This window comes from Massilia sp. TS11 (genome assembly GCF_022012445.1).
GTDB lineage: Bacteria > Pseudomonadota > Gammaproteobacteria > Burkholderiales > Burkholderiaceae_D > Telluria.
Genome location: NZ_JAKLTS010000006.1, coordinates 163,476 through 186,687 on the forward strand (window position 1 = coordinate 163,476; position 23,212 = coordinate 186,687).

A 23,212-nucleotide genomic window follows, 5' to 3' on the forward strand; every position below is an offset into this window, starting at 1 on the left:
CAATGTGTTTCTGGTCGGCCTGATGGGGGCGGGAAAAACCACCATCGGCCGGCAACTGGCGCGCCGCCTCGGCCTGCGCTTTATCGACGCCGATCATGAAATCGAGGCCCGCACCGGGGCCTCCATCTCCTGGATTTTTGAAATCGAAGGCGAAGCCGCCTTCCGCAAGCGCGAAGCGGACGTGATCCGCGACCTGAGCGCCGAGGACGGCATCGTGCTGGCCACGGGCGGCGGCGCCGTCCTGAATGCTGACAGCCGCCGCTATCTGCGCGAGCGCGGCACCGTGATCTACCTGCGCGCGGCGATTCCGGCCATCCTGGCGCGCACCGCCCACGACAAGAACCGCCCGCTGCTGCAGACGGCCGATCCGCGCAAAAAGCTCGAAGAATTGCTGGCCCAGCGCGAGCCCCTGTACCAGGAAGTGGCCCACCTGACCGTCGACACCGGCCGGCCTCACGTACAATCGATGGTTCAGACCATTCTCAACCGGCTGGGCGAACTGCAAGCGCCCGCCCCGCAAGCCATGCCCGCCATCCCGAATCAAACCCTGCAAGTCGACCTGGGTGAACGCAGCTACCCGATCGTCATCGGCCCCCAAGTGATGGGCGAGGCCGCGCTGCTGCTGGCCCAGGTCAAGGGCCGCCAGGCCGCCATTGTGACCAATACCACGGTCGGCCCCCTGTATCTTGAGAAGCTGGCGGCGCCGCTGCGCGCGGCCGGCAAGCAGGTGGTCGAAGTGGTGCTGCCCGACGGCGAAGAGCACAAGCATTGGGGCAGCCTGATGCAGATCTTCGACGCCCTGCTGAGCAACAAGTGCGACCGCAAGACCACCCTGATCGCCCTCGGCGGCGGCGTGGTCGGCGACATCACCGGCTATGCGGCCGCCGGCTATATGCGCGGCGTGCCCTTCGTGCAGGTGCCGACCACGCTGCTGGCCCAGGTCGATTCCTCGGTCGGCGGCAAGACCGGCATCAATCACCCGCTCGGCAAGAACATGATCGGCGCCTTCTACCAGCCGCGCGCCGTGCTGGCCGATACCGCCAGCCTGCAGACCCTGCCCGAGCGCGAGCTGTCGGCCGGCCTGGCCGAAGTGATCAAGCATGGCGCCATCATCGACCCCGCCTTCTTCGACTGGATCGAGGCCCAGATCAGCGCCCTGCGCGCGCGCGAGCCGCAGGCCCTGACGCATGCGATCCGGCGCTCGTGCGAGATCAAGGCCGAGGTGGTGCGCCAGGACGAGCGCGAAGGCGGCCTGCGCGCGATTCTGAATTTCGGCCACACCTTCGGCCACGCGATCGAGGCCGGCCTCGGCTACGGCGCCTGGCTGCACGGCGAAGCGGTCGGCTGCGGCATGGTGATGGCGGCCGAACTGTCGCAGCGGCTCGGCTACATCGAGGCCGAGACCGTGGCGCGCATGCGCCGCCTGGTCGACGCCGCCGGACTGCCGACGCGCGCGCCCGATCTCGGTGCCGGGCGCTGGCTCGAGCTGATGGAAGTCGACAAGAAGAACGAGGGCGGGGCGATCAAGTTCATCCTGCTCAAGCCGCTCGGCACGGCCGTCATCGAAAGCGTGCCGACCGAGACCCTGCTGGCCACCATCGACCACTGCCTGCGCTAGACCATGGGACCGGAAAGCCACCTCGCCCCCTACGCCGCCCACTCCAATGCCGGCCGCGGCCGGCGCTTTCCGGAGCAGGCGCATGCCTCGCGCAGCGAATTCCAGCGCGACCGCGACCGCATCATCCACAGCACCGCCTTCCGCCGGCTCGAGTACAAGACCCAGGTCTTCCTCAACCACGAAGGCGACATGTTCCGCACCCGCCTCACGCACAGCCTCGAAGTGGCCCAGATCGGCCGTTCGCTGGCGCGCAATCTGCGCCTGAACGAAGACCTGGTCGAAGCGCTGGCGCTGGCGCACGACCTCGGCCACACGCCCTTCGGCCACGTCGGCCAGGACGTGCTCAACGAGTGCATGGCCGCGCATGGCGGCTTCGAGCACAATTTGCAGAGCCTGCGCGTGGTGGACGAGCTCGAGCAGCAGTACGGCGCGTTCGACGGCCTCAACCTGATGTTCGAAACGCGCGAAGGCATCCTCAAGCATTGTTCGGTGACGAATGCGCGCCAGCTGGGCGCCGTCGGCCAGCGTTTTCTCGACAAGACCCAGCCCTCGCTCGAAGCCCAGCTGACCAATCTGGCCGATGAAATTGCCTACAACAGCCACGATGTCGACGACGGCCTGCGTTCCGGCCTGATCACGATCGAGCAGTTACAGGAGGTGGCCCTGTTCGCGCGCCAGTGGCAGGACGTGCAGGCCAAGTATCCCGGCCTGAGCGGGCGGCGCGCCATTTACGAGACCGTGCGCCGCCTGATCACCGTGATGGCGGACGACCTGATCACAACCTCGGCCGCGCTGTTGCGCGAGGCCGCGCCGGCCGACATCGACGCCGTGCGCCAGAGCGCGCCGCTGATCCGCTTCTCGCCCGACATCCGGCGCGAGGCGACCGAGCTCAAGCGCTTCCTGTACGCCAATCTGTACCGCCATTACCGGGTCAGCCGCATGCGCGCCAAGGCCAGCCGCATCATCCGCGACCTGTATGCCGCGTTCACCGGCGACGCCCAGCTGCTGCCGCCCGACTACCAGGTCAAGGATGGCGACCCCAGTGCGCAGGCGCGCAAGATCGCCGACTACATCGCCGGCATGACCGACCGCTACGCGATCCGCGAGCACCGCCGCATCTACTCGCTCGACGAAATCTGACATTCTGAACGGTGTCAGGTCCGGCAATCGGACATTGTCGAACTTCGCCGGTGCAAAGTGGTCGCGCTGTGATGCCGACCTTCTGCGCACGGAAAAGTTCTCAGATGTCCGATTGCCGGACCTGACCCCGTTCAGTTTCCCGTTCAGTTTCGAGGAGTTTGCGGATTGGGGCGGGCAGGCCGGTTTGTAGCGCCGCCTCGAGGGGCAGCCAGTGGTGGCCGGGCGGGACGGGGGCGCGCTCGGCCAGCTGCACCCGCAGCGGCAGGATGTGCAGGCGGTAGTGGGTGAAGACGTGCAGCAGCAGCGGCTGGTCGGCGATCTCGGCGATCGTGCCGTATTGGGCCGCCAGCATGCGCGCGGCCGTGGGGTCGAGCGCTCGCGTCTTGCTCTGGTGGCCGTCGACTTCGGGCAGCGACAGCAATCCGCCCCAGATGCCGCTGTCGGGCCGCTGCGCCAGCAGCACGCTGTCTTCGTGCCGCAGTAGCAGCAGCTGGGCGCGCTTTTCGGGCGTCGTCTTCGGCGGTTTTTTGTGCGGTAGTTCGGCCACGCGCTCGCTTGCCAGGGCCACGCAGCGTGTGCGCAGCGGACAGCGCTCGCACGCGGGCCGGCTGCGTGTGCAGATCGTCGCGCCGAGATCCATCAGGCCTTGGGTGTAGCTTTCGATGCCGTCTTGCGGCAGCAGGGCCTCGGCGCGCTGCCACAGGGCGTCCTCGACGCGCTTTTCGCCCGGATAACCCTCCACGCCGAACACGCGCGCGAACACGCGCTTCACATTCCCGTCCAGGATGGCGGCCCGCGCTCCGCTCGAAAACGCGGCGATGGCGGCGGCGGTGGAGCGGCCGATCCCGGGCAGCGCGGCCAGCAGGGCGGGATCGGTGGGGAATGCGCCGCCGTAGTCGGCCAGCACCTGCTGCGCGCATTTGTGCAGATTGCGCGCCCGCGTGTAGTAGCCGAGGCCACTCCACAGGGCCATCACCTCGGCGCTGTCGGCGCGCGCGAGATCGGGCAGGGTGGGGAAGCGTTCGAGAAATCGCGCGTAGTAGCCGAGCACCGCGCTGACCTGGGTCTGCTGCAGCATGATCTCGGATAGCCAGATGCGGTAGGCGTCGCGCGTGTTCTGCCAGGGCAGGGCGTGGCGCCCGTGCTGGCGCTGCCAGTCGATGACGGTGGCGGAAAAACTGGGATCGGCGTCGATCGTGCGGCTGCTCAGTCGTTTCAAGCGGGGACTTCCAAGGCGGTGATCTGGGTATGCAGGGCGATGCTGACAGCGCCGGCCGCCGCCGCCAGCTCGCTGCGCAGGCGTTCGAGCGCGCGCTGGCTGGCGCCGAAGGCCTCGATCTTCTGTTCGAGGCTGTCGGTGGCGTCGTGGATGCGCTGGATCGAGGCGAGCCGCTGCTTGAGCTGCTCCTTGTGCTGGCGGATCTGGCCTTCGAGCGGCGCCATGATCACCTTCAGCCAGGCTTCGACATCGCTGTTGGCCGCTTCGAAGGTCTGGCGCACGCGCGAGGCGATGCTGTCGAAGAAGCGCTCCATCAGCACGCTGCGGCTGGTGGTCACCATCGCCACCGTGCCGAACTGCTTGTGGTAGATGGCTTCGATGCTGGCCAGTTCGGCGTGGTAGTCGTCGAGCGTGAAGGGCATCGGCGTGTGCAGCGACAGCCCGTGTTCGGCCGCGAACTTGCGGTACATGCTGTCCATCATGCCGCGGATCTCCTGCACCTTGGCGCTCGAGGCCTCGAGGTGGATGTTGATCTCCTTGAAGAACTGGCGCACGGCGTCGCGCATGCCGCCGGTGAAGCGGCTTTTCTCCATCGCGGCGCGCACGGAGTCCACGCGCGCCTGCAGGCCATCGAGACCGAGCGTCGAATACAGCTCGGTCGACAGGCGCGTGAACACGGCGCGCGTGCCCTGCAGCTTGAACAGGCTGGCGTCGAATTCCTTCTTCTCGGCTTCGACGCGCTTCATCATGTGGGCCACCATGGCCTGGTTTTTGCCGCGCAGGCCAGTCAGCTCCTGCAGCTGTTCGACCAGCTCGCGCTCGCGCGCGCCAATCATGGTCTGCTGGGTGGCCAGCAGGGCCGCCATGTCGTCGGCCAGCTGCTTGCGGATGATGTCCTGCTTGGCCGGTATCAGCTCGTCGAACAGGGCCGCTTCCAGCGCCGGCAGGCGGCTCTTGGCCAGCAGGGCGGGGGCGTGGTTGATCTTCGCGACCAGCGCCTTCTGGGCCGAGACGGGGAACACCTGGCGCGTCTCGAGGCCCAGCGTCTGGGCCACGCTGGCCTGCTGGCGCGCGATGTCGGCGTTGATCTCGTCGGCGCTGCGCAGCTCGTCCCACATGGTGTCGATTTTGTTAAGCACGGCGATGCGGCCCTTGCCGCCGCCGATATGCTGGCGCCAGACTTCGATATCGCTTTTGGTCACGCCGGTTTCGGCGCCCAGGATGAATAGCACCGCGTGCGCATTCGGGATCAGGTTCAGCGTCAGTTCGGGCTCGGTGCCGATCGCGTTCAGACCCGGGGTGTCGATGATCACCAGGCCTTGTTTGAGAAGCGGGTGCGGGAAGTTGATGATCGCGTGGCGCCACTGCGAAATCTCGACCTGGCCGGCGCTGTCGAGGGCGGCCTGGTGGTCCGGATCCTCGGCGTCGAACAGGCCGTAGCTGGCCGCTTCGTCCTGGCTGACGCGGCGCGTGCGCGAGACTTCGCGGAAGGTCTGCTGCATGGCGTCGGCCGCATTCAGCGAGAGCGGAAAACTGACCCAGGCCTCGGGCCGGCTGCGGTAGTCGCTGGTGGACAGGGCGGCGGCGCGGGTTTCGATCGGCAGCAGGCGCAGGCTGGGCGCTTCGTTCGGGTCGTACAGCAGCTCGGTCGGGCACATGGTGGTGCGGCCGGCCGAGGAGGGCAGGATGCGCTGGCCGTATTCGGCGAAGAAGATGGCGTTGATCAGCTCCGACTTCCCGCGCGAGAATTCGGCGACGAAGGCCACGGCCAGCTTGTCGTCGGCCAGGCGCGCCAGCGCGCGCGCGATGCGCTGTTCGAGCGCGCCGTCGAGCAGCTGGTGGGCGGCGACGAAATCGCGGTAGCGCGCCAGCGCCTCCACCACGCCGCGCCGCCAGGCGCTGTATCGCTCGAAATCCTGAATCATGCTCGCTCCGGGCCCCTGCTAGCGTTGGCAGGTGGCGCAATAGAAGGTCGACCGCTGCCCCTGGCGGATCTGACGGATGGTCTGGCCGCATACCTTGCAGGGCGCTCCGGCTCGATCATAGACGAAATAGGTCTGCTGGAAGTAGCCGGATTGGCCGTTCACCGCCAAAAAATCGCGCAGGGTGCTGCCGCCCTGGACGATGGCTTCGGCCAGAATGCGGCGGATGGCGGCGGCCAGCAGATCGTAGCGCGCGCGCCCGATGCGGCTGGCCGCCGTCTTCGGGTGGATGGCGGCGGCGAACAGGCTCTCGCAGGCGTAGATATTGCCGACGCCGACCACGATGTCGCCGGCCAGCAGCACCTGCTTGATCGGCGCGCTGCGCTTGCGCGTGGCGCGGTACAGCAGGGCGCCGGAAAAGCCGTCTTCGAGCGGCTCGACCCCGAGTTCGCGCAGCAGCACATGCTGGGCCAGGTCGCCGTCGTCGACGCCGTGCCAGAGGATGGCGCCGAAGCGGCGCGGATCGGTCATGCGCAGGATGTGCGGCTGGCCGCAGTCTTCGAACAGCAGGTCGAAGTGGTCGTGCTTCTCGGCCGGGGTGGCGGCCGGCAGCACGCGCAGATGGCCGGACATGCCCAGATGGACGATCAGGCTGCCGTGCTCAAAGTGGATCAGCAGGTATTTGCCACGCCGCCCGGTGCCGAGCACGCGGCGTCCGGCCAGCAGGCTGTCGAGGGCGGGCGGGAAGGGCCAGCGCAGGCCGGCGCGGCGCGTGCGCACGCCCAGCACGGTGCGGCCTTCGAGGTGCGGGGCCACGCCGAGGCGCGTGACTTCGACTTCGGGCAGTTCAGGCATCCTGGGTTCGAAAAAAAGTGTAAATTCCTGTGTACCCGCCGACGCGTCTGACGGCGCGGGCGTAGAATCGATGTTCTTACTTTGCCTCTGGATCGTCCTTTGAACAAAGCTGCCGCCATTGTAACCCTCTCGGGCCTGTTGACGGGCTGCGCGCTCGCGCCCACGGCCGCCCCGCCGCAGGCCGCGCCGGCCGCGCCGCAGGCGGCGCCCGCGCCCGCCCCGGCCGAGGCCCTCTCGAGTGATCTGATGTACCGGATCATGAAGGCCGAAATGGAAGCCAAGGAGGGGCACTGGGAGGGCGCCTACGTCAGCCTGCTGGCGCTGGCCCAGGAAACGCGCGACGCGCGCCTGGCCAAGCGCGCGGCCGAACTGGCGGTGCAGGCCAAACAGCCGGAGCAGGCCCTGAGCGCCGTGCGCCTGTGGCGCGAGCTCGATCCGGCCTCCGAGGAGGCGCTGCAGTACTATCTGGGCTTCGCCATCCTGGCCGGACGCCTGGACGAAGTCGAAAGCCTGCTGCGCACGCGCCTGGCCGCCACGCCGGCGGCCGAGCGCGGCGCCGCCATCTTCCAGCTGCACCAGTATCTGGCGCGCGCCAGCGACCGCGAGGCCGCCTTTGCCGTGCTCGAACGCCTGCTGGCCCCGTATGGCGATCTGGCCGAAACCCATATCGTACGCGCCCAGCTGGCCCTGGCCGCCAAGCAGGGTGCGGCCGCCAAGCGCGAAGCCGAGGCGGCGCTGGCGATCCAGCCCGATTCCGAAATCGCCGTGCTGATGCTGGCCCAGGTGCTCAACGACGACAGCGCGGCCGAACAGCTGCTGGCGCGCTTCCTGGTGCGCTACCCGCAGGCGCGCGAAGTGCGCAGCGCGTATGGCCGCGTGCTCTCCAACCTCAAGCACTACGAGGAAGCGCGCGCCCAGTTCCGCAAGCTGCTCGAGGTCCAGCCCGAGCATCCGGGCACCCTGTATGCGGCCGGCGTCACCTCCATGCAGCTGAACGACAATGGCGCCGCCGAGGGCTACTTCAAGCGCTTTGTCGAGGTCCTGGCGGCCAAGCCGGACGACGAACGCGATCCGTCCAAGGTGCTGCTGCTGCTGGCCCAACTGGCCGAGGAGCGCGGCGACGGCGCCCAGGCCGAGCGCTGGCTGGAGCAGGTGGAAACCGGCGACGCCCGCACCTGGCTCAGCGCCCAGCTCAAACGCGCCCAGCTCAAGGCGCGCCGCGGCGATCTGGCGGGCGGGCGCGCGCTGCTGGCCGAACTGCATCCGGAAGCCGACACCGACCAGGCCCAGGTGGCCATGGCCGACGCCCAGCTGCTGCGCGAGGCCGGCCAGGTCGAAGCCGCCTTCAAGGTGCTCGATGACGCGGTGGCGCGCTTTGCCACCAATGCCGACCTGCTGTACGACTTCGCCCTGCTGGCCGAGCGCACCAAGCGCTACGAGCTGATGGAGCGCGCGCTGCGCGTGGCGATCGAGCAGGCGCCCGACAGCCACCATGCCTACAACGCGCTTGGCTACTCGCTGGCCGAACGCGGCATCCGCCTGCCGGAGGCGCGCCAGCTGATCGAAAAGGCCATGAGCCTGGCCCCGAGCGACCCCTTCATCATGGACAGTCTGGGCTGGGTCAACTACCGCCAGGGCGACCTGGCCGGGGCCGAGCAGCTGCTGCGCCGCGCGTATGCGCTGCGCAGCGATCCCGACATCGCCGTGCATCTGGGCGAAGTACTGTGGCAGCAGGGCCGCCGCGGCGAAGCCGAAAAACTCTGGGCCGAAGCGCGCACGCGCGACCCCGCCAACGAAGCCCTGCGCAGCACGCTCGAACGTCTGGGCGTGCCGGCGGCCCGCTAAGCTGGCATGGCGCGCCGCGGCACCCGTACCGTCGCCATTCTGGCCCTGACCCAGGTGCTGTCCTGGGGCGCGCTGTATTACGCCTTCAGCGTGCTGGCCAAGGACATGCAGCATGAACTGGGCTGGAGCCAGGACCTGGTCTACGGCGCCTTCTCCTGGTGCCTGCTGGTCGCCGGCCTGGGCGCCACCCCGGTCGGCATCCTGCTCGACCGCCACGGCGGGCGCTGGGTGATGACGATCGGCTCCGCGGTCGGCGCGGCCGGGCTGGCGCTGCTGGCCCACGCGCACACGCCGCTGGTCTACTACGGCGCCTGGACCATCATCGGCATCAGCATGTCGCTGACCCTGTACGACGCCGCCTTCGCCACCATCAACCACCAGTTCGGCGCGCAGTCGCGCCGCGCGATCTCCACCCTGACCCTGTTCGGCGGCCTGGCCAGCACGGTGTCCTGGCCGGCCACCCTGCACATCGGCGCGGCCCTCGGCTGGCGCCACACCTTCCTCGTGTACGCGGGCATCCAGCTGCTGGTCTGCCTGCCGGCCCACCTGGCGCTGCCGCCCAAGCCGCCGCAGGACATGCCGCGCGGCGGCGCGCGCCACTTCACCCTGAATGAAGCCCTGCGCGACCCGACGTTCTGGAAGCTGGCGTTTTCCTTCGCCTGCAATTCCTTCATCTTCTCGGCCATGACCGTGCACCTGATCCCGCTGCTGCACCGCATGGGCCATCCGCTCGACACGGCCGTGATGCTGGCCGCGATCATCGGCCCGCTGCAGGTGGCCGGACGGATCGCCGAGATGGCCAATGCCCACCGCACGCGTCCGCAGACGGTCGGCATCTTCACCTTTGCCGTGCTGCCCGTGGCCCTGCTGGCGCTGGCCCTGTTCGGCGAACAGGCCTGGGGCGTGGTGCTGTTCTGCGTGTTCTACGGCGTCAGCAACGGCATCATCACGATCGTGCGCGGCACCGTGCCGCTGGCGCTGTTCGGCAGCGCCAACTACGGCGCCATTTCGGGCGCCATGTCCGGCCCGGCCCTGGTGGCGCGCGCCTCCGGACCGCTGGTGCTGGCGGCCCTGCTGCCGGCCAGCGGCGCCGGCACTTACGGCGTGCTGGTGCTGCTGGCGGCGGCCTGCTTCTCGCTGCTGCTGTACCTGTCCGCCATCCGCGGCCACCGGCACGCCCACTGAGGCCGATTACAATGGCGACCATGTTCCGCACCCTGTTCCTTTGTCTGCTGCTGGCCGGTTGCGCCAGCGCGCCCGCCACACGCCCGGCCACGCCGGTGGCCCCGTACGCGGCCAGCATCGCGTTCGCCGGCCGCATCGGCGTCCAGTTCATCAACCGCGACGGCCAACCCGATTCGCAGAACGCCCGCTTCGAATGGCGCCAGCAGCCCGGCCTGACCGAGATCGCGCTGTTCTCGCCGCTCGGCGACACCGTCGCCACGCTGACCGTGACGCCGCAGCGCGCCGTGCTGGTGCAGGGCAAAGCCGCCCCGCTCGAGGCGCCCGACGTCGACAGCCTGACGGCGCGCGCGCTCGGCTGGTCGCTGCCGGTGTCCGGCCTGCCGCTGTGGGTGCAGGGCCATGCGCGCGCGCGCGACGGCAGCGCCTTTGTCGCCTCGCCCGCGCACGACAGCGTGCTGACCGACGACGGCTGGGAGCTGCGCTACGTCAGCTGGCAGGAGGGCGCCAGTGCGCGCCCGCGCCGCATCGACGCCAGCCGCGTGACCAATGTGGAAGCCGAAAAGCTCACCCTGCGCATCGTCCTCGACGGGAGCGACTGAGATGCGCGAACTGCTGCACTGCCCGGCCCCGGCCAAACTCAATCTGTTCCTGCACGTGACCGGACGGCGGCCCGACGGCTACCATCTGCTGCAGACGGTGTTCCAGATGATCGACCGCTGCGACTGGCTCGACTTCCGCCTGCGCGCCGACAGCGCCATCGTGCGCAGCACCGAGGTGCCCGGCGTGCCGCAGGAGCAGGACCTGATCATCCGCGCCGCGCGCGCGCTGCAGGCGGCCTACCAGGCGCGCCACGGGCGCCTGCCGCCCGGGGTCGACATCGCGATCGACAAGCGCCTGCCGATGGGCGGGGGCCTCGGCGGCGGCTCGTCCGATGCCGCCACCACGCTGCTGGCCCTGAACGCCTTGTGGCAGGGCGGCTTCACGCGCGCCGAACTGTGCGCGCTGGCTCTGCCGCTGGGCGCCGACGTGCCTTTCTTCGTATTCGGCGAGACCGCTTTTGCCGAGGGCGTGGGCGAGGCCCTGCAGCCGGTGGCGGCGGCCGGCGGCCCCTACGTCGTGCTGGAACCGGGCGTGGCCGTGCCCACCGGCCCAATTTTTTCGTCCGAGCATTTGACAAGGGACACAAAACCCGTCACAATAGCGGACTTTCTTGATCACCTTGCTCAACGCAAGCTGTTCGGGAAAAACGATCTGCAAGCCGTCGCCACCCGCTTGTACCCGCCTGTGCAACAGGCGCTGGACTGGCTGGGCCAATTTGGCGAAGCACGGATGAGCGGTTCCGGCGCCTGCGTGTTTCTCGCTGCCCGGGACGCGGCGCAAGCCGACGCCATCGTGCAGGCTGCTCCGCCCGCGTGGCGCGCCTGGTCGGCACAGGCCCTGGCGACGCACCCGATGCGGACAAGGTTGCAGAGCGGTGAAGGTGTAGTTTAGAATTCGTTTGGCGTGACAGATGATGGTATAATCTTCGTCTTGCACGACAAGCAGTCAGTTGCGTAGGGGAATCGCCAAGCTGGTTAAGGCACCGGATTTTGATTCCGGCATACCAAGGTTCGAATCCTTGTTCCCCTGCCATTCGTTTGGCTGGCACCGTTGATGCTCAAGCGTCCGGGCCGGCAGGCCAGCAAAGGCCTGCAGCGTTTCTACTCTTAGCTCAACAGGACTCCCATGGCGCTCGAAAACCTGATGGTTTTTACCGGCAACGCTAACCCCGCCCTCGCGGAGGGAGTCGTCAAGAATCTGGGCCTGCCTCTCGGCAAAGCCGTCGTCTCCAAGTTCTCGGACGGCGAAGTCATGGTCGAAATCAACGAAAACGTGCGCGGCAAGGACGTGTTTGTCCTGCAGTCGACCTGCGCACCGACCAATGACAACCTGATGGAACTGATGCTGATGGTCGATGCGCTCAAGCGCGCCTCGGCGGGCCGCATCACCGCCGCCATTCCCTACTTCGGCTATGCACGCCAGGACCGTCGTCCGCGTTCGGCCCGGGTGGCGATTTCGGCCAAGGTGGTGGCGAATATGCTGGAAGAAGCCGGCGTCGAGCGCGTGCTGATCATGGATCTGCACGCCGACCAGATCCAGGGCTTCTTCGATATCCCGGTCGACAACATCTACGCTTCGCCGATCCTGCTGGGCGACCTGCAGAAGCGTAACTACGACGATCTGCTGGTGGTCTCGCCCGACGTCGGCGGCGTGGTGCGTGCGCGTGCCCTGGCCAAGCGTCTGAACTGCGATCTGGCCATCATCGACAAGCGCCGTCCGAAGGCGAATGTGTCGGAAGTGATGAACATCATCGGCGAGGTCGAAGGCCGCAACTGCGTGATCATGGATGACATGGTCGACACCGCCGGCACCCTGTGCAAGGCCGCCGAAGTGCTGAAAGAGCGCGGCGCCAAGAAGGTCGTGGCCTACTGCACCCACCCGGTGCTGTCCGGCCCCGCCATCGACCGTATCAACAGTTCGCCGCTGGACGAGCTCGTGGTGACCGACACGATTCCGCTGTCGCCCGCCGGCCAGGCCTGCAGCAAGATCCGCCAGCTGACGGCCGCGCCGCTGCTGGCCGAAACCTTCAAGCGCATCACCAAGGGCGACTCGGTGATTTCGCTGTTCGTCGACTAAGCGGCGGACCCAGTTTTCGCACACGGCGCCGGCTTGGCGCCGTGTGCTTTTTAGCGTCGGGCGACCCTGGTCGCGGGGAAGTCCGGCCATTAACGCCAGCAATGGCATTTTTTGGAGCTTTACAATGAAAGTTATCGCCTTCCCGCGTACGCTGCAGGGGTCCGGAGCGAGCCGCCGCCTGCGCAACAGCGGTCAAACCCCGGGCATCATCTACGGTGGCACCGAAGCCCCCGTGACCATCGCCCTGGATCACAACGCCCTGTTCCACGCCCTGAAAAAAGAAGCCTTCCACTCGTCGATCCTCGACCTGGAACTGGACGGCAAGACCCAGCAAGTGCTGCTGCGTGACTTCCAGATGCACGCATACAAACAGCTGGTGCTGCACGTCGACTTCCAGCGCGTGGACGCCACCCACAAAGTGCACAAGAAAGTGGCCCTGCACTTCGTCAACGCTGAAGTCTCGCCGGCTGTGAAGCTGGGCGGCGCCATCATCTCGCACGTGATGAACGAACTGGACGTGTCCTGCCTGCCGGCCGACCTGCCCGAGTTCATCACCGTCGACCTGTCGAAGATGGAAGCTGGCCAGTCGATCCACGTGAACGACATCGCCCTGCCGGCCGGCGTGACCGCCGTGACCCACGGTCAGAACCTGACCCTGGCCATCGCCTCGGTGCCGGCTGGTGCCGTGGCTGCCGAAGCTGCCGAAGAAGAAGCCAAGAAGAAGTAATTCTTCTGTCGCTGACGCGAAAAAACCCGCCGGTCCGCCTGCGGGTTTTTTTGTCCCTGCAATTCGAGGAAGAGCATGCCCATTCGCCTGATCGTCGGCCTTGGCAATCCCGGGCCCGAGTATGAACTGACGCGCCACAACGCCGGCTTCTGGCTGGTCGACAATTTCGCCAACAGCCTGCCCGGCTGCCGCCTGGCGCGTGAATCGCGTTTCAACGCCCTGGTCGCCAAGACCCAGTGGAGCGGGCGCGAGCTGTGGCTGTGCGAACCCCAGACCTATATGAACCGTTCCGGCCAGTCGGTTGGCGGTTTATGCAAATTTTTCAAGATCGCGCCAGACGAGGTGCTGGTCGTGCATGACGAGCTCGACTTGCCGCCCGGCGCGGCCAAGCTGAAGAAGGGCGGCTCCTCGGGCGGCCACAACGGCCTGAAGGACATCACGGCCGCGCTTGGCACCCAGGATTACTGGCGACTGCGGCTCGGCATTGGCCATCCGCGCACGCTGAATCTGAACCAGCCGGTGGCCGACTTCGTGCTGCACCGGCCGCGCAAGGAAGAGCAGCCGCTGATCGAGCAAGCGATCGAGAAGAGCCTGCGCGTGCTACCCACCGCCATCGACGGCAAGATGGAGCAAGCGATGATGGACCTGCACACCGCCTGAGCCCCACGAAAAAAATGCCGCCCAAACAAATCGGGGTCAGACCCCATTTGTTTGGGCGGCATTTTTTATCCCGGGGTCAGGTCCGGCAATCGGACATCTGCGAACTTTTCAGAGACTTCATGGTCGACGGCGACACGCGACTGCGGGCGCGCGTCGAAGTTCCTGCATGTCCGATTGCCGGACCTGACCCCGTTCCGGATTAGCGGATGAGGATGGGGCTGCGCAGGTCGCGCTGCATCTGGGCCAGGATGACGCCCATGCGCCGGTAGTCGGCGGGGGTGCAGACCAGGCCGCTATGGCGGAATTGGGCGCTGCGCGCGATCTCCACGGTCCGCCCGTGCTGGCGGTAGGTGGCGCGGTAGTCCCATTCTTTGTCGTACAGGCGCAGCGGCGGCGGCAGCGCCAGCACGCGCGCTCCCGGTGGCAGGGTGATGGCGATGCGCTCGCTGGCGTCGACCGGCGGGCAGACGAAGTCCTGGCGCCGCTCGGGCTCGCGCGCCATACCGGCGATGCTGTCGGCCAGCCCGCCCCAGAACGGATAGGTGGTCGGCAGCATGCTGGGGCCGGGGCGGCGCAGCAGGCCTTCGCTCTGGCCGGCGATGCGCAGCGTGTAGGCCTGGCCGTCGGGCGCGCGGCGCGCTTCCTCGAGCTGGCCCTGGCCGCGCTGGCCGATCCCGCGCAGCCAGCGCTGCACCAGCGGGCGGCTGGTGTCGGCGCGGGCGTCGCGCAGCAGCTGGTCGAAGGTTTCGGCCGCCGCGCCTTCGGTGCGCCGTTCGAGCTGGAACTGGCCGTCGCCGTTGGCGCGCAGCGTGTAGCGCAGCGCGCTGTGATTGCGCTCGCGCTGGGTGGCGGGCGTGCGCGCCTGCTGGCCGCTGGCCACCAGCAGCACCGGCTTGTCGAGCACATTCACGGGCAGGTAGCCGGCGGCGATGCTGGCGGCCGTGGGGTCGAGGTACAGGTCGAGACTCGGCACATAGGTGATCACGTGATTGAGGATGCCGAGCGTGGGCACGCCGGGCAGGCGGTAGGCATTGTCGGCGTTGACCAGGGCGGCGCTGCTGTCGATGCCGATCGCCGTCAACAGGGCCTGCAGCAGCACGCTGTGGTCTTTGCAGTCGCCGTAGCCCTGGGCCAGCACGCTGGCGGCGCTGTGCGGCACCACGCTGCCGGTGCCGACATGGCTGGCCACGTAGCGGATATGGGTGCGCACCCAGTCGGACAGGGTGAGCACGCGCTGGCGCGGCGTCGGCAGGTCGGCGCTGAGTGTCTGCGCCAGCTGGCGGATCGCGTCGTCGGGCTGCGCGGCCGCGTCGGCCCGGGCGCCATACGCGCGGGCGAACGCGGCATAGCTGGGGAAGGTGGAGACGGCCAGGCGCGCGCCCTGGTCATAGGGGCTGACGGCGTCGGCCTCGCGCCGCCCGCTGGCGCCGGGCAGGTTGGTCCACTGGTAGCGCAGCCGGCCCGGCGCGCTGTCGATCGCTTCGGCCACGAAGCCGACGGCGTCGGCCTGCAGCGGCAGGCTGGCCGGCAGGTCGTAGATCAGGCGCAGCACGGCCGCGCCCTGCACCGGTCCGGCCGTCAGGTCCTCGAAGTGGCCGGGGAACAGCGGCGTGTGGCGCCGGATCGTGTAGCGCACATCGATGCGGTCGCCCGGCGCCAGCGCGGGAAAGACCACGGTGATCTGGCGGATGTCATGGAACAGCGGCCCTTCGCTGGCCGCCGGCTGCTCGTGGATCGCCTCGGGCAGCACGGGCAGGCTGCGTCCATCGGCCTTGTGGGTCCAGGCCTGCAGCGCGCTCACGCGCTCGAGGCCGTGCTTGTAGCTGATCGTGTACTGGCCGTAGTCGCTCAGCGCGCCGGTGGCCGGCACCTGCGCCGCCAGTTCCACACTGAGGCTGTAGGCGCCGTCGGGATCGACCACGAAGTGCTGGGTGCAGCGGTCGGGCGCAGTGAGCTCACCCTGGGCGCGGGCCAGACCGAGGACGAGCACGAGCAGCAGCAGGCAGTGGCGCATAGTTTCCTCCGGGATAGACAGCAGGCTGCCCATGCTAGTCGTGACGGGGCGCGCCGCATTGCGTGTTCGCAAATGCGGCATAATCGCGCCCATGCATGCACTCGATTTCTACGCTGGCCCGCGCGCGCTGGCGCGTCTGCGCGAACACGGTCTGCGCGCCGCCGATGTGGCGGTGATTCCGGCCGCCGCCGGCGGTCCCAAGGGCCTGATCTTCCGCGCGCTCGATCAATACCTGTTCGGCCAATGGCTGGCGGGCGCGCCGCGCGTGCGCACCCTGATCGGCGCCTCGATCGGCGCCTGGCGCATGGCCGCCGCCTGCCAGCGCGATCCGCACGAGGCCTTTGCGCGCCTGGCCCGCCTGTATGTCGGCCAGCGCTACACGGCCAAGCCGGACAAGGCCGAAATCGACCGGGTGCTGGCGCCGATCATGGCCGAACTGGTCGATGGCCAGGCCGAGGCGATGCTGGCCCACCCCTTCAACCGCCTGCACGTGCTGGCCGCGCGCGGGCGCGGTCTGCTGGCCGATCCGACTAGCGATGGCGCCGAGCTGCGCGCCTTTGCTGCCGCTGCAGGCGCCAATCTGCTCGGGCGGGCGCGCCTGGCGGGCCTGATGGAGCGCGTGTTCCTGTCCGACCCGCGCGACCAGGCAGCCTGGCTGCATCAGCCCTTCGACGCCTTCACCCAGCACGTGGCGGCACTGACGCCGCAGAATGTGATGCGCGCGCTGCTCGCGTCGGGCACGCTGCCGACGGTGATGCAGGCCGTGCGCGACCTGCCCGGCGCGCCGGCCGGTACCTACTGGGACGGCGGCATGATCGACTACCACCTGGCCTATCCCTACCAGCGCCTGCCCGCGGGCGAGCTGGTGCTCTACCCGCACTTCATGGCGCGCGTCACGCCGGGCTGGCTGGACAAAGCCCTGCCATGGCGGCGCGCCCACCCGGACTGGCTGTCGAACGTGCTGCTGGTGGCACCCTCGACGGACTTCATCCGCAGCCTGCCGCGCGCCAAGCTGCCCGACCGCGCCGACTTTCCCCACTATGGCCTCGACCACGCGGCCCGCATGCGCGCCTGGAACCGGGCGATGGACGAAGCGGAGCGTCTGCGCGACGACTTTGCCGCCTTCGCCGAACGCTCCGATCTGGCGCGCGTGCGCCCGCTGTGAGGCAAAAGCGCGGCTGCGGCGGTCGGCTGCGGTACAATACCCGGTTTATCGCATCCCCCTGAAAGCCACACCATGAGCCTGAAATGCGGCATCGTTGGTCTGCCCAATGTCGGCAAGTCCACCCTGTTCAACGCCCTGACCAAGGCCGGCATCCCGGCCGAGAACTACCCCTTCTGCACCATCGAGCCGAACGTCGGCGTGGTGGAAGTGCCGGACCCGCGCCTGAAGCAGCTGGCCGACATCATCAAGCCGGAGCGCATCGTCCCGGCCATCGTGGAATTCGTCGACATCGCCGGCCTGGTGGCGGGCGCCTCGAATGGCGAAGGCCTGGGTAACCAGTTCCTCGCCCACATCCGCGAAACCGACGCCGTGGTCAACGTGGTGCGCTGCTTCGAGGACGACAATGTGGTCCACGTGGCTGGCAAGGTCAGCCCGCTGGACGACATCGCCGTGATCCAGACCGAACTCTGTCTGGCCGACCTGGGCACGGTCGAAAAGACCATCCAGCGCGAGATCAAGAAGGCCCGTTCGGGCGACAAGGAAGCGGCCAAGCTGGTCGCCCTGCTCGAACGCCTGGTGCCGCAGCTGAACGAAGCCAAGCCGGTGCGCGCACTTGGCCTGACGCCGGAAGAGATGGTGCTGATCAAGCCGCTGTGCCTGATCACCGCCAAGCCGGCCATGTATGTGGCCAATGTGTCGGAAAGCGGCTTCACCAACAACCCGCTGCTCGACCAGCTGAGCGCCTACGCGGCCGAGCAGAACGCCCCGATCGTGGCCATCTGCGCCGCCATCGAAGCCGAAATCGCCGATCTCGACGAAGGAGACAAGGCCGCCTTCCTGGAAGACCTGGGCATGGAAGAGCCGGGCTTGGACCGCCTGATCCGCGCGGCCTTCAAGCTGCTTGGCCTGCAGACCTACTTCACCGCCGGCGTGAAGGAAGTGCGCGCCTGGACCATCCACATCGGCGACACCGCCCCGCAGGCGGCCGGCGTGATCCACACCGACTTTGAGCGTGGCTTCATCCGCGCCCAGACCATCGCCTTCGACGACTTCATCACCTACAAGGGCGAAACCGGCGCCAAGGAAGCCGGCAAGATGCGCGCGGAAGGCAAGGAGTACGTGGTCAAGGATGGCGACGTGCTGAACTTCCTGTTCAACGTCTGACGGTGTCACCGCCGCGACCCGCCAAGCCCCGTCCCGCACGGGGCTTTTTATTTGTGGCGGCGTGTCGAAATCGGGCCGGCTGGCGCGTCATCGAGGTGAGGCGCGGATGGCCGCGTCCCACCAGCTCAAGGAGAAAGCGATGCACTACTCGATCATGATCCATGAAACCGAAGCCGGTTTCGCCGCCCGCCACGACCCGGCCCAGGCTGACGCTTACTGGAGCGGCACCATGGCCTATCTGCAGGCGCTGAAGGAGGCCGGCATCTTCGTCGCGGGCGCGGGTCTGCAGCCGCCGGCCAGCGCCACCACCATCCGCTTCAGCGACGGCCGCCCGCAGGTGCAGGATGGTCCGTTCGCCGACACCAAGGAGCAGCTGGGCGGCTTCTTCATCATCAGCGTGCCCGATCTCGATCAGGCGCTCGACTGGGCGGCGCGCTTTCCGCAGCGCCCCGGCGTGGTGGTGGAAGTGCGGCCCAACCTGGCGCACGACTGATGGCGGACGCGGTCGCGCTGGCGGTGGAACAGGCGGCGCGCACCGCCTGCCGCCGGCTGGTGGCCTACCTGGCCGCGCGCAGCGGGCATGTGGCGGCGGCCGAGGATGCGCTGGCCGATGCTTTCTGCGCCGCCCTCGAAGCCTGGCCGCGCAGCGGCGTGCCGCAGGTGCCCGAGGCCTGGCTGCTGACGGCCGCGCGACGGCGCCTGATCGATGCGCAGCGCCACCACGCCGTGCGCGATGCCGCCGCTCCGGGTCTGCTGGCGATTGCCGATGCGGCCCTGGCGCTTAGCCAGGAGGATACGGCCTTTCCCGACGAGCGTCTGAAGCTGATGTTCGTTTGCGCCCATCCGGCCATCGATGCGGCCGCGCGCACACCGCTGATGCTGCAGGTGGTGCTCGGGGTGGATGCGGCGGCCATCGCCTCGGCCTTCGTGCTCAAGCCGGCCGCGATGGGCCAGCGTCTGGCGCGCGCCAAGGCCAAGATCCGCGATGCCGCGATTCCGTATGCGCTGCCGGACCTGCGCGAGCTGCCGTCGCGCCTGGACGCGGTGCTGCAGGCGGTCTACGGCGCCTACGGCATGGGCTGGGACGCGCTGCCCGGCGCCGATCCGTTTGTACGCGGTCTGGCGCAGTCCGCGCTGGAGCTGGGTGCGTTGCTTGAACAATGGCTGCCCGCGGAACCCGAGGCAAAAGGCCTGCTGGCCCTGATGCTGCACTGTGAAGCGCGCCGCCCGGCGCGGCGCGATGCCGGGGGCGCCTACGTGCCGCTGTCGGCGCAGGACCCGGCGCATTGGAATGCGGAGCGGATGGCGCAGGCCGACCACCTGCTGGCTGCAGCGGCAGGTCAGCGCCGCCTTGGCCGCTTTCAGCTGGAAGCGGCGATCCAGTCGGTGCATGCGCGCCGCGCCGTCACTGGCAGTACCGACTGGGTCAGCATCGCGGCCTTGTACGACGGGCTGATTCAGCAGGCGCCGACGCTCGGCGTGGCGGTGGCGCGCGCGGCCGCCTGGGCACAGGTCAGCGGGCCGCAGGCCGGGCTGGCGCTGCTGGCGGCGCTGGCGCCTGAGTCGGTGCGCAGCTATCAGCCGTATTGGGCGCTGGCCGGTGAACTGCGCGCCGCACTGGGCGACGCGGCGCTGGCGGCCGAAGCCTGGCGGCGGGCGATTGCCTTGTGCGTCGATCCGGCTGCGCGCGCCTTCCTGCAGCAGCGGCTGGACGCTCTGGCGATTTAATCGGCGCTGCCGCTCGGGCGGGCAAACAGGTCGACGGCCTGTTTCAGGCGTGACTGCAGGCGTGCGCGATCGCGGTTGCTGACCCACTGCATGCAGACCAGGAACCAGATATTGGCGAAGGCATCGGCCAGGAAGTCGGCATCGGCGCGGCGGTCGACGTCGCCCAGGGTCTGGGCGGCGGCAAACAGCTCGCGCAGCGAGCGCCGGATCGAGGGCTGGTCCGGGTCGGGCGTGCCGGAGTAGTCGGCCTGACCCTGAATGTGGCGGAACAGGGTGCCCGCCAGGTCGGGATTGGCGCTCAGCCAGGCGATGCTTTCGCGGTTGAATTTGTTCAGGGCCGTGCGCAGCTCGCCGGCGGCCTTCAGGCGCGGCACGGCGGCCAGCAGGTCGCCCAGCTGCACACGCGCGGCCGCCGTGGCCAGCGCGTCCTTGCTCTGGAAGTGGCCGTACACGGTCGCGCGCGCGACGCCCGAACGTTCGACCACATCGGACATGGTGGTGGTCTCAAAACCCAGGCTGCCAAAACAGTCGATGGCGGCAGCCAGGATGCGTTCGCGGATTTCGGTGCTTCTGCCAGGTGGACGGCCCATAGCGATTCCAGATTGTCAGCGCAGGAAATTGCGCAGGCTTGTTAAGTACAGGGTTTCTTCTTCAATCCAGGGGGCGTGACCGCTTTGCTCGAACATCTGCAGCCTGGCCACCCCGGGCGGCGCCAGCTGCACCATCTCGAGCGCGCAGCGCGGCAGGGCCACGCGGTCGTAGCGGCCACTGGTCACCAGCAGCGGCGTGCGCAGCTGCTGCAGCACCGGGCGCGCGTCAAAGCGGGCCATCGCCCCGCCCACCTGCACCTCGGGATCGTCGCCGAGCATCGCAAAATACACATCGGCGCGGAAGCGCTCGCGCGGGTCGCCCGGCGGCGGACGGCGCGCGGCATTGCGCAGATCGTACCAATACAGGTCGCCCTCGGCGTCGCCCTGAAGTGCCTGGTAAGCGGAATCCGAGGATTTTACGCCATCGCGGCGCAGGGCCTGCAATTTGGCCCAGACTTCCGGATACTGGTTGGCGATGAAGTAGGCGACACTGTCGATATTCGCCTGCCAGCTCAGGTAGCTGCAGCCACTGCTGGACAGCACCAGGTGGCTCAGGCGCTGGCCGTAGCGGCCGGCGTAGGCCAGGGCCGGATAGCCGCCGTAGGAGTGGCCGAGCAGGGCGAACCGCTCGAAGCCGAGGCCCGCGCGCACGGTCTCGATATCTTCGGCGTCGCGCTCGGGCGAATGCTGGAGCTGGGCGGGCAGGGGATCGGAGTAGCCGCGCCCGATGTTATCGAAGTAGACCAGTGTATGGCGGTCGGCCAGTGCATCGAACACAGTACCCAGACTGCGCAGCGAGGTGCCGGGGCCACCCGCCACCAGTAGCAGCGGCGGGCCGTCGCCCAGCATCTCGTAGCGGATCCGCCCGTGCGGTCCCTGCAGCATGCCGCTGCGGCGTTGTGGCGCGCTGGCGCTGGCCTGGTCGGCCACGGCGAGCAGGGGCGCCGCCAGGCCCAGGCCAAGCAGGCGGCGGCGCATGGCGGCGGATGGAAGCAGGGGATCATCAGAGTTCATGACTAGCCTTTCGCAACAGGGTTTTATTTAGTAGACTACAGTCTATTTAAATTGAGCGCGGCTGGCAAGCCCCGCAATGAAAGGACAGGCAATGCACACACGGCTGGCGGTTTTCTTCCTGAGCTTTTACCTCGCTGCGCCCTGGGTGGCTGCGCAAGAGCGCTCATCCCCAGGGCAGCCGGGCAGCCTGCAGTTTGGCGCCGCCCCGGTTAGCCTGCCCTATCGTGCCAACGCCTCCGGCACGCCGCGCTTTGAGGCGCGCATCCATGGCCAGCCGGTGCAGCTGGGGCTCGATACCGGCGCCGGCTGGAGCGTGATCACGGCCTCGCTGGCCAAGGCGGTGCAGGCGCGCCCGTATGCCGGCGTACACCCGGCCGTGCAGGACAATCAGGGCCGTGCCGTCGATGGCGGCAGCGCCGCGCTGATCGATCTCGATATCGGCGAGCTGCACCTGCGCGACCTGCCCGTCATCGTGGTGCCGGACGCGCGTCTGCAGGCCAAGCTGCTCGGCTTCACCGTGTTTGCCTACGATGGTCTGCTTGGCTGGAACGCGCTGCAGCGGCTCGACACCGAGATCCAGCCGCGCGCGGGCCTGCTGGTGTTTCGCCCGCCGCAGCCGGATTGCGCGGGCCAGGCGCTGGCGCTGCCGGACGAGCTGCCGCGCTTTCCCGTGCAGGCCAATGGGCAGACCTTGCCGCTGCTGCTCGACACCGGCGCGCGCGTCAGCTTCCTGCGTGGCCGGGCGCTCGAACAGCAGGCGGAAGGCAGCACACTGGCGCTGACCGGCGGCGCCGGCGGGGCCGAGGTCGGGCGCGTGGGCCTGGTGCCAGCCGTGCAGCTGCAGGTCGGCACCCAGGACCTGACTTTGCGCGATGTGCAGCGTCGTGCGGGTACGATGGATGATCTGGTGCTGGGGATGGATGTCCTGGCGCGCTACACGCTGCGGATCGCTCGCCATTGCCTGCATCTGCGCACCGAATAGGAGGCATGGATGACGCTTGAAAAGCGTTTCTGGTGGACCTGGATCGGCACGAACGCCGCTGCCGAGGCGCTCGGCCTCGGTCTGGTGGCCGGCGGCGCCTTGGCTCTATTTGGCGAGGCGCTGCCGCCGCTGGCCAGAGCAGGGGCGATGATCGCGCTCGGCGGCGTAGAAGGCCTGATCGTCGGGCTGGCACAACGCGCAGTCCTGCAGCGTCACGGCCTGCGGCTAAACGGCTGGGTGGCGGCCACGGTCGCCGGCGCGCTGTGCGCCTGGGTGCTTGGCATGCTGCCCAGCACGCTGATGCATCTGCACGGCAGTGCCAGTGCGCCGGCCGGGCCGATGCCGGGCATGGCTCTGCGCCTGCTGCTGGCGGCGGGCCTGGGCCTGCTCACCGGGCCGGTGCTGGCCGCCTTCCAGTGGCGCTGCCTGCGCCAGGTGCCGGGCGCGCAGGGCTGGCGCTGGTTGGCGGCAAATGCACTTGGCTGGGCCCTGGCCATGCCCGTCATCTTTGCGCTTGCCCATGCGGCTGCGCAGGCGCAGGGGCCGCTGCTCTGGCTCGCTGGCGCATCGGGACTGGGCCTGGCCGGCGCGCTGGCCAGCGCTGTGCATGGCCGTGTGCTGCTGCCGCTCCTGCCGGGCTTGCCGAAGTATCCTTAGTTTAGTAGACTGCAGTCTGTTTATTGACTGTCCCTGAGGATGCCGGAGTAC

General features: G+C 68.4%; 21 protein-coding genes and 1 tRNA gene. 16 read left to right on the forward strand and 6 right to left on the reverse strand.

The annotated features are described in order from the left end of the window. The first annotated feature begins 22 nt into the window (after positions 1-22). Together aroKB and LZ005_RS11260 are read left to right on the forward strand one after the other, a co-directional pair. Positions 23-1,618 carry a bifunctional shikimate kinase/3-dehydroquinate synthase AroKB gene (gene aroKB / locus LZ005_RS11255; protein ID WP_373889326.1) on the forward strand — a complete coding sequence of 532 codons (1,596 nt, stop codon included), beginning with the start codon at positions 23-25 and terminating at the stop codon, positions 1,616-1,618. A gap of 3 nt (positions 1,619-1,621) precedes the next feature. Next, on the forward strand, positions 1,622-2,758 hold the full coding sequence (locus LZ005_RS11260; RefSeq protein ID WP_237808160.1) for a deoxyguanosinetriphosphate triphosphohydrolase: 1,137 nt from the start codon (positions 1,622-1,624) through the stop codon (positions 2,756-2,758). Positions 2,759-2,858: 100 nt separating this feature from the next. Here LZ005_RS11260 and mutY read toward each other — a convergent pair whose 3' ends face one another. The 3 genes from mutY to mutM are packed head-to-tail and all read right to left on the reverse strand — an operon-like array spanning position 2,859 to position 6,754. Beyond that, positions 2,859-3,977, reverse strand: coding sequence for an A/G-specific adenine glycosylase (gene mutY / locus LZ005_RS11265; protein ID WP_237808161.1), 1,119 nt, complete (start codon positions 3,975-3,977; stop codon positions 2,859-2,861). Next, positions 3,974-5,902 (reverse strand): dynamin family protein, encoded by a 1,929-nt coding sequence (locus tag LZ005_RS11270; protein ID WP_237808162.1) that lies wholly within the window; start codon positions 5,900-5,902, stop codon positions 3,974-3,976. Before LZ005_RS11270 ends, mutY begins: the two co-directional genes overlap by 4 nt. A gap of 18 nt (positions 5,903-5,920) precedes the next feature. Next, positions 5,921-6,754: a bifunctional DNA-formamidopyrimidine glycosylase/DNA-(apurinic or apyrimidinic site) lyase gene (gene mutM / locus LZ005_RS11275; RefSeq protein WP_237808163.1), complete on the reverse strand. Its 834-nt coding sequence runs from the start codon at positions 6,752-6,754 to the stop codon at positions 5,921-5,923. Positions 6,755-6,853: 99 nt separating this feature from the next. Between mutM and LZ005_RS11280 the strand changes: the two genes are divergently transcribed. The 8 genes from LZ005_RS11280 (at position 6,854) to pth (ending at position 13,847) form a co-directional block, all read left to right on the forward strand. After that, the gene (locus LZ005_RS11280) at positions 6,854-8,599 is read left to right on the forward strand and encodes a tetratricopeptide repeat protein (protein ID WP_237808164.1); all 1,746 of its coding nucleotides are present in this window, start codon (positions 6,854-6,856) and stop codon (positions 8,597-8,599) included. Positions 8,600-8,605: 6 nt separating this feature from the next. Continuing rightward, positions 8,606-9,784 carry an MFS transporter gene (locus LZ005_RS11285; RefSeq protein WP_237808165.1) on the forward strand — a complete coding sequence of 393 codons (1,179 nt, stop codon included), beginning with the start codon at positions 8,606-8,608 and terminating at the stop codon, positions 9,782-9,784. Positions 9,785-9,795: 11 nt separating this feature from the next. Then, positions 9,796-10,383 (forward strand): outer membrane lipoprotein LolB, encoded by a 588-nt coding sequence (locus LZ005_RS11290; protein ID WP_237808166.1) that lies wholly within the window; start codon positions 9,796-9,798, stop codon positions 10,381-10,383. 1 nt (position 10,384) lies between these two features. Next, the gene (gene ispE, locus LZ005_RS11295) at positions 10,385-11,275 is read left to right on the forward strand and encodes a 4-(cytidine 5'-diphospho)-2-C-methyl-D-erythritol kinase (protein WP_237808167.1); all 891 of its coding nucleotides are present in this window, start codon (positions 10,385-10,387) and stop codon (positions 11,273-11,275) included. 64 nt (positions 11,276-11,339) lie between these two features. Next, positions 11,340-11,416 (forward strand) — tRNA-Gln (locus LZ005_RS11300). A 93-nt stretch (positions 11,417-11,509) separates the two neighbouring features. Next, positions 11,510-12,460 (forward strand): ribose-phosphate pyrophosphokinase, encoded by a 951-nt coding sequence (locus LZ005_RS11305; protein ID WP_237808168.1) that lies wholly within the window; start codon positions 11,510-11,512, stop codon positions 12,458-12,460. Between the two features lie 124 nt (positions 12,461-12,584). Next, entirely contained in the window at positions 12,585-13,187 is a 603-nt protein-coding gene (locus LZ005_RS11310) for a 50S ribosomal protein L25/general stress protein Ctc (RefSeq protein WP_237808169.1), read from the forward strand. 75 nt (positions 13,188-13,262) lie between these two features. After that, positions 13,263-13,847 (forward strand): aminoacyl-tRNA hydrolase, encoded by a 585-nt coding sequence (pth, locus tag LZ005_RS11315; protein ID WP_237808170.1) that lies wholly within the window; start codon positions 13,263-13,265, stop codon positions 13,845-13,847. A 199-nt stretch (positions 13,848-14,046) separates the two neighbouring features. On the opposite strand, the gene LZ005_RS11320 is transcribed toward pth, so the two are convergent. After that, positions 14,047-15,861 carry a DUF3857 domain-containing protein gene (locus LZ005_RS11320; protein WP_237808171.1) on the reverse strand — a complete coding sequence of 605 codons (1,815 nt, stop codon included), beginning with the start codon at positions 15,859-15,861 and terminating at the stop codon, positions 14,047-14,049. Between the two features lie 91 nt (positions 15,862-15,952). Between LZ005_RS11320 and LZ005_RS11325 the strand changes: the two genes are divergently transcribed. From LZ005_RS11325 to LZ005_RS11340, 4 genes are all read left to right on the forward strand, one after another. Further along, positions 15,953-17,026, forward strand: coding sequence for a patatin-like phospholipase family protein (locus tag LZ005_RS11325; protein WP_237808172.1), 1,074 nt, complete (start codon positions 15,953-15,955; stop codon positions 17,024-17,026). A 72-nt stretch (positions 17,027-17,098) separates the two neighbouring features. Continuing rightward, on the forward strand, positions 17,099-18,190 hold the full coding sequence (gene ychF, locus LZ005_RS11330) for a redox-regulated ATPase YchF (protein WP_237808173.1): 1,092 nt from the start codon (positions 17,099-17,101) through the stop codon (positions 18,188-18,190). Between the two features lie 106 nt (positions 18,191-18,296). Then, entirely contained in the window at positions 18,297-18,683 is a 387-nt protein-coding gene (locus LZ005_RS11335) for a YciI family protein (protein ID WP_237808174.1), read from the forward strand. Next, entirely contained in the window at positions 18,683-19,918 is a 1,236-nt protein-coding gene (locus tag LZ005_RS11340) for an RNA polymerase sigma factor (RefSeq protein ID WP_237808175.1), read from the forward strand. The genes LZ005_RS11335 and LZ005_RS11340 overlap by 1 nt, the downstream gene beginning before the upstream one ends. Here LZ005_RS11340 and LZ005_RS11345 read toward each other — a convergent pair. Together LZ005_RS11345 and LZ005_RS11350 are read right to left on the reverse strand one after the other, a co-directional pair. Continuing rightward, a complete protein-coding gene (locus LZ005_RS11345) occupies positions 19,915-20,508 on the reverse strand; it encodes a TetR/AcrR family transcriptional regulator (protein ID WP_237808176.1) in 594 nt (197 codons plus the stop codon). The genes LZ005_RS11340 and LZ005_RS11345 overlap by 4 nt on opposite strands. A gap of 15 nt (positions 20,509-20,523) precedes the next feature. After that, the gene (locus tag LZ005_RS11350) at positions 20,524-21,522 is read right to left on the reverse strand and encodes an alpha/beta fold hydrolase (RefSeq protein ID WP_237808177.1); all 999 of its coding nucleotides are present in this window, start codon (positions 21,520-21,522) and stop codon (positions 20,524-20,526) included. A gap of 91 nt (positions 21,523-21,613) precedes the next feature. On the opposite strand from LZ005_RS11350, the gene LZ005_RS11355 reads away from it, so the two are divergent. Both LZ005_RS11355 and LZ005_RS11360 read left to right on the forward strand, forming a co-directional pair. After that, positions 21,614-22,504, forward strand: coding sequence for a retroviral-like aspartic protease family protein (locus LZ005_RS11355; protein WP_237808178.1), 891 nt, complete (start codon positions 21,614-21,616; stop codon positions 22,502-22,504). 9 nt (positions 22,505-22,513) lie between these two features. After that, positions 22,514-23,161, forward strand: coding sequence for a hypothetical protein (locus LZ005_RS11360; protein WP_237808179.1), 648 nt, complete (start codon positions 22,514-22,516; stop codon positions 23,159-23,161). Positions 23,162-23,212: the final 51 nt, after the last annotated feature.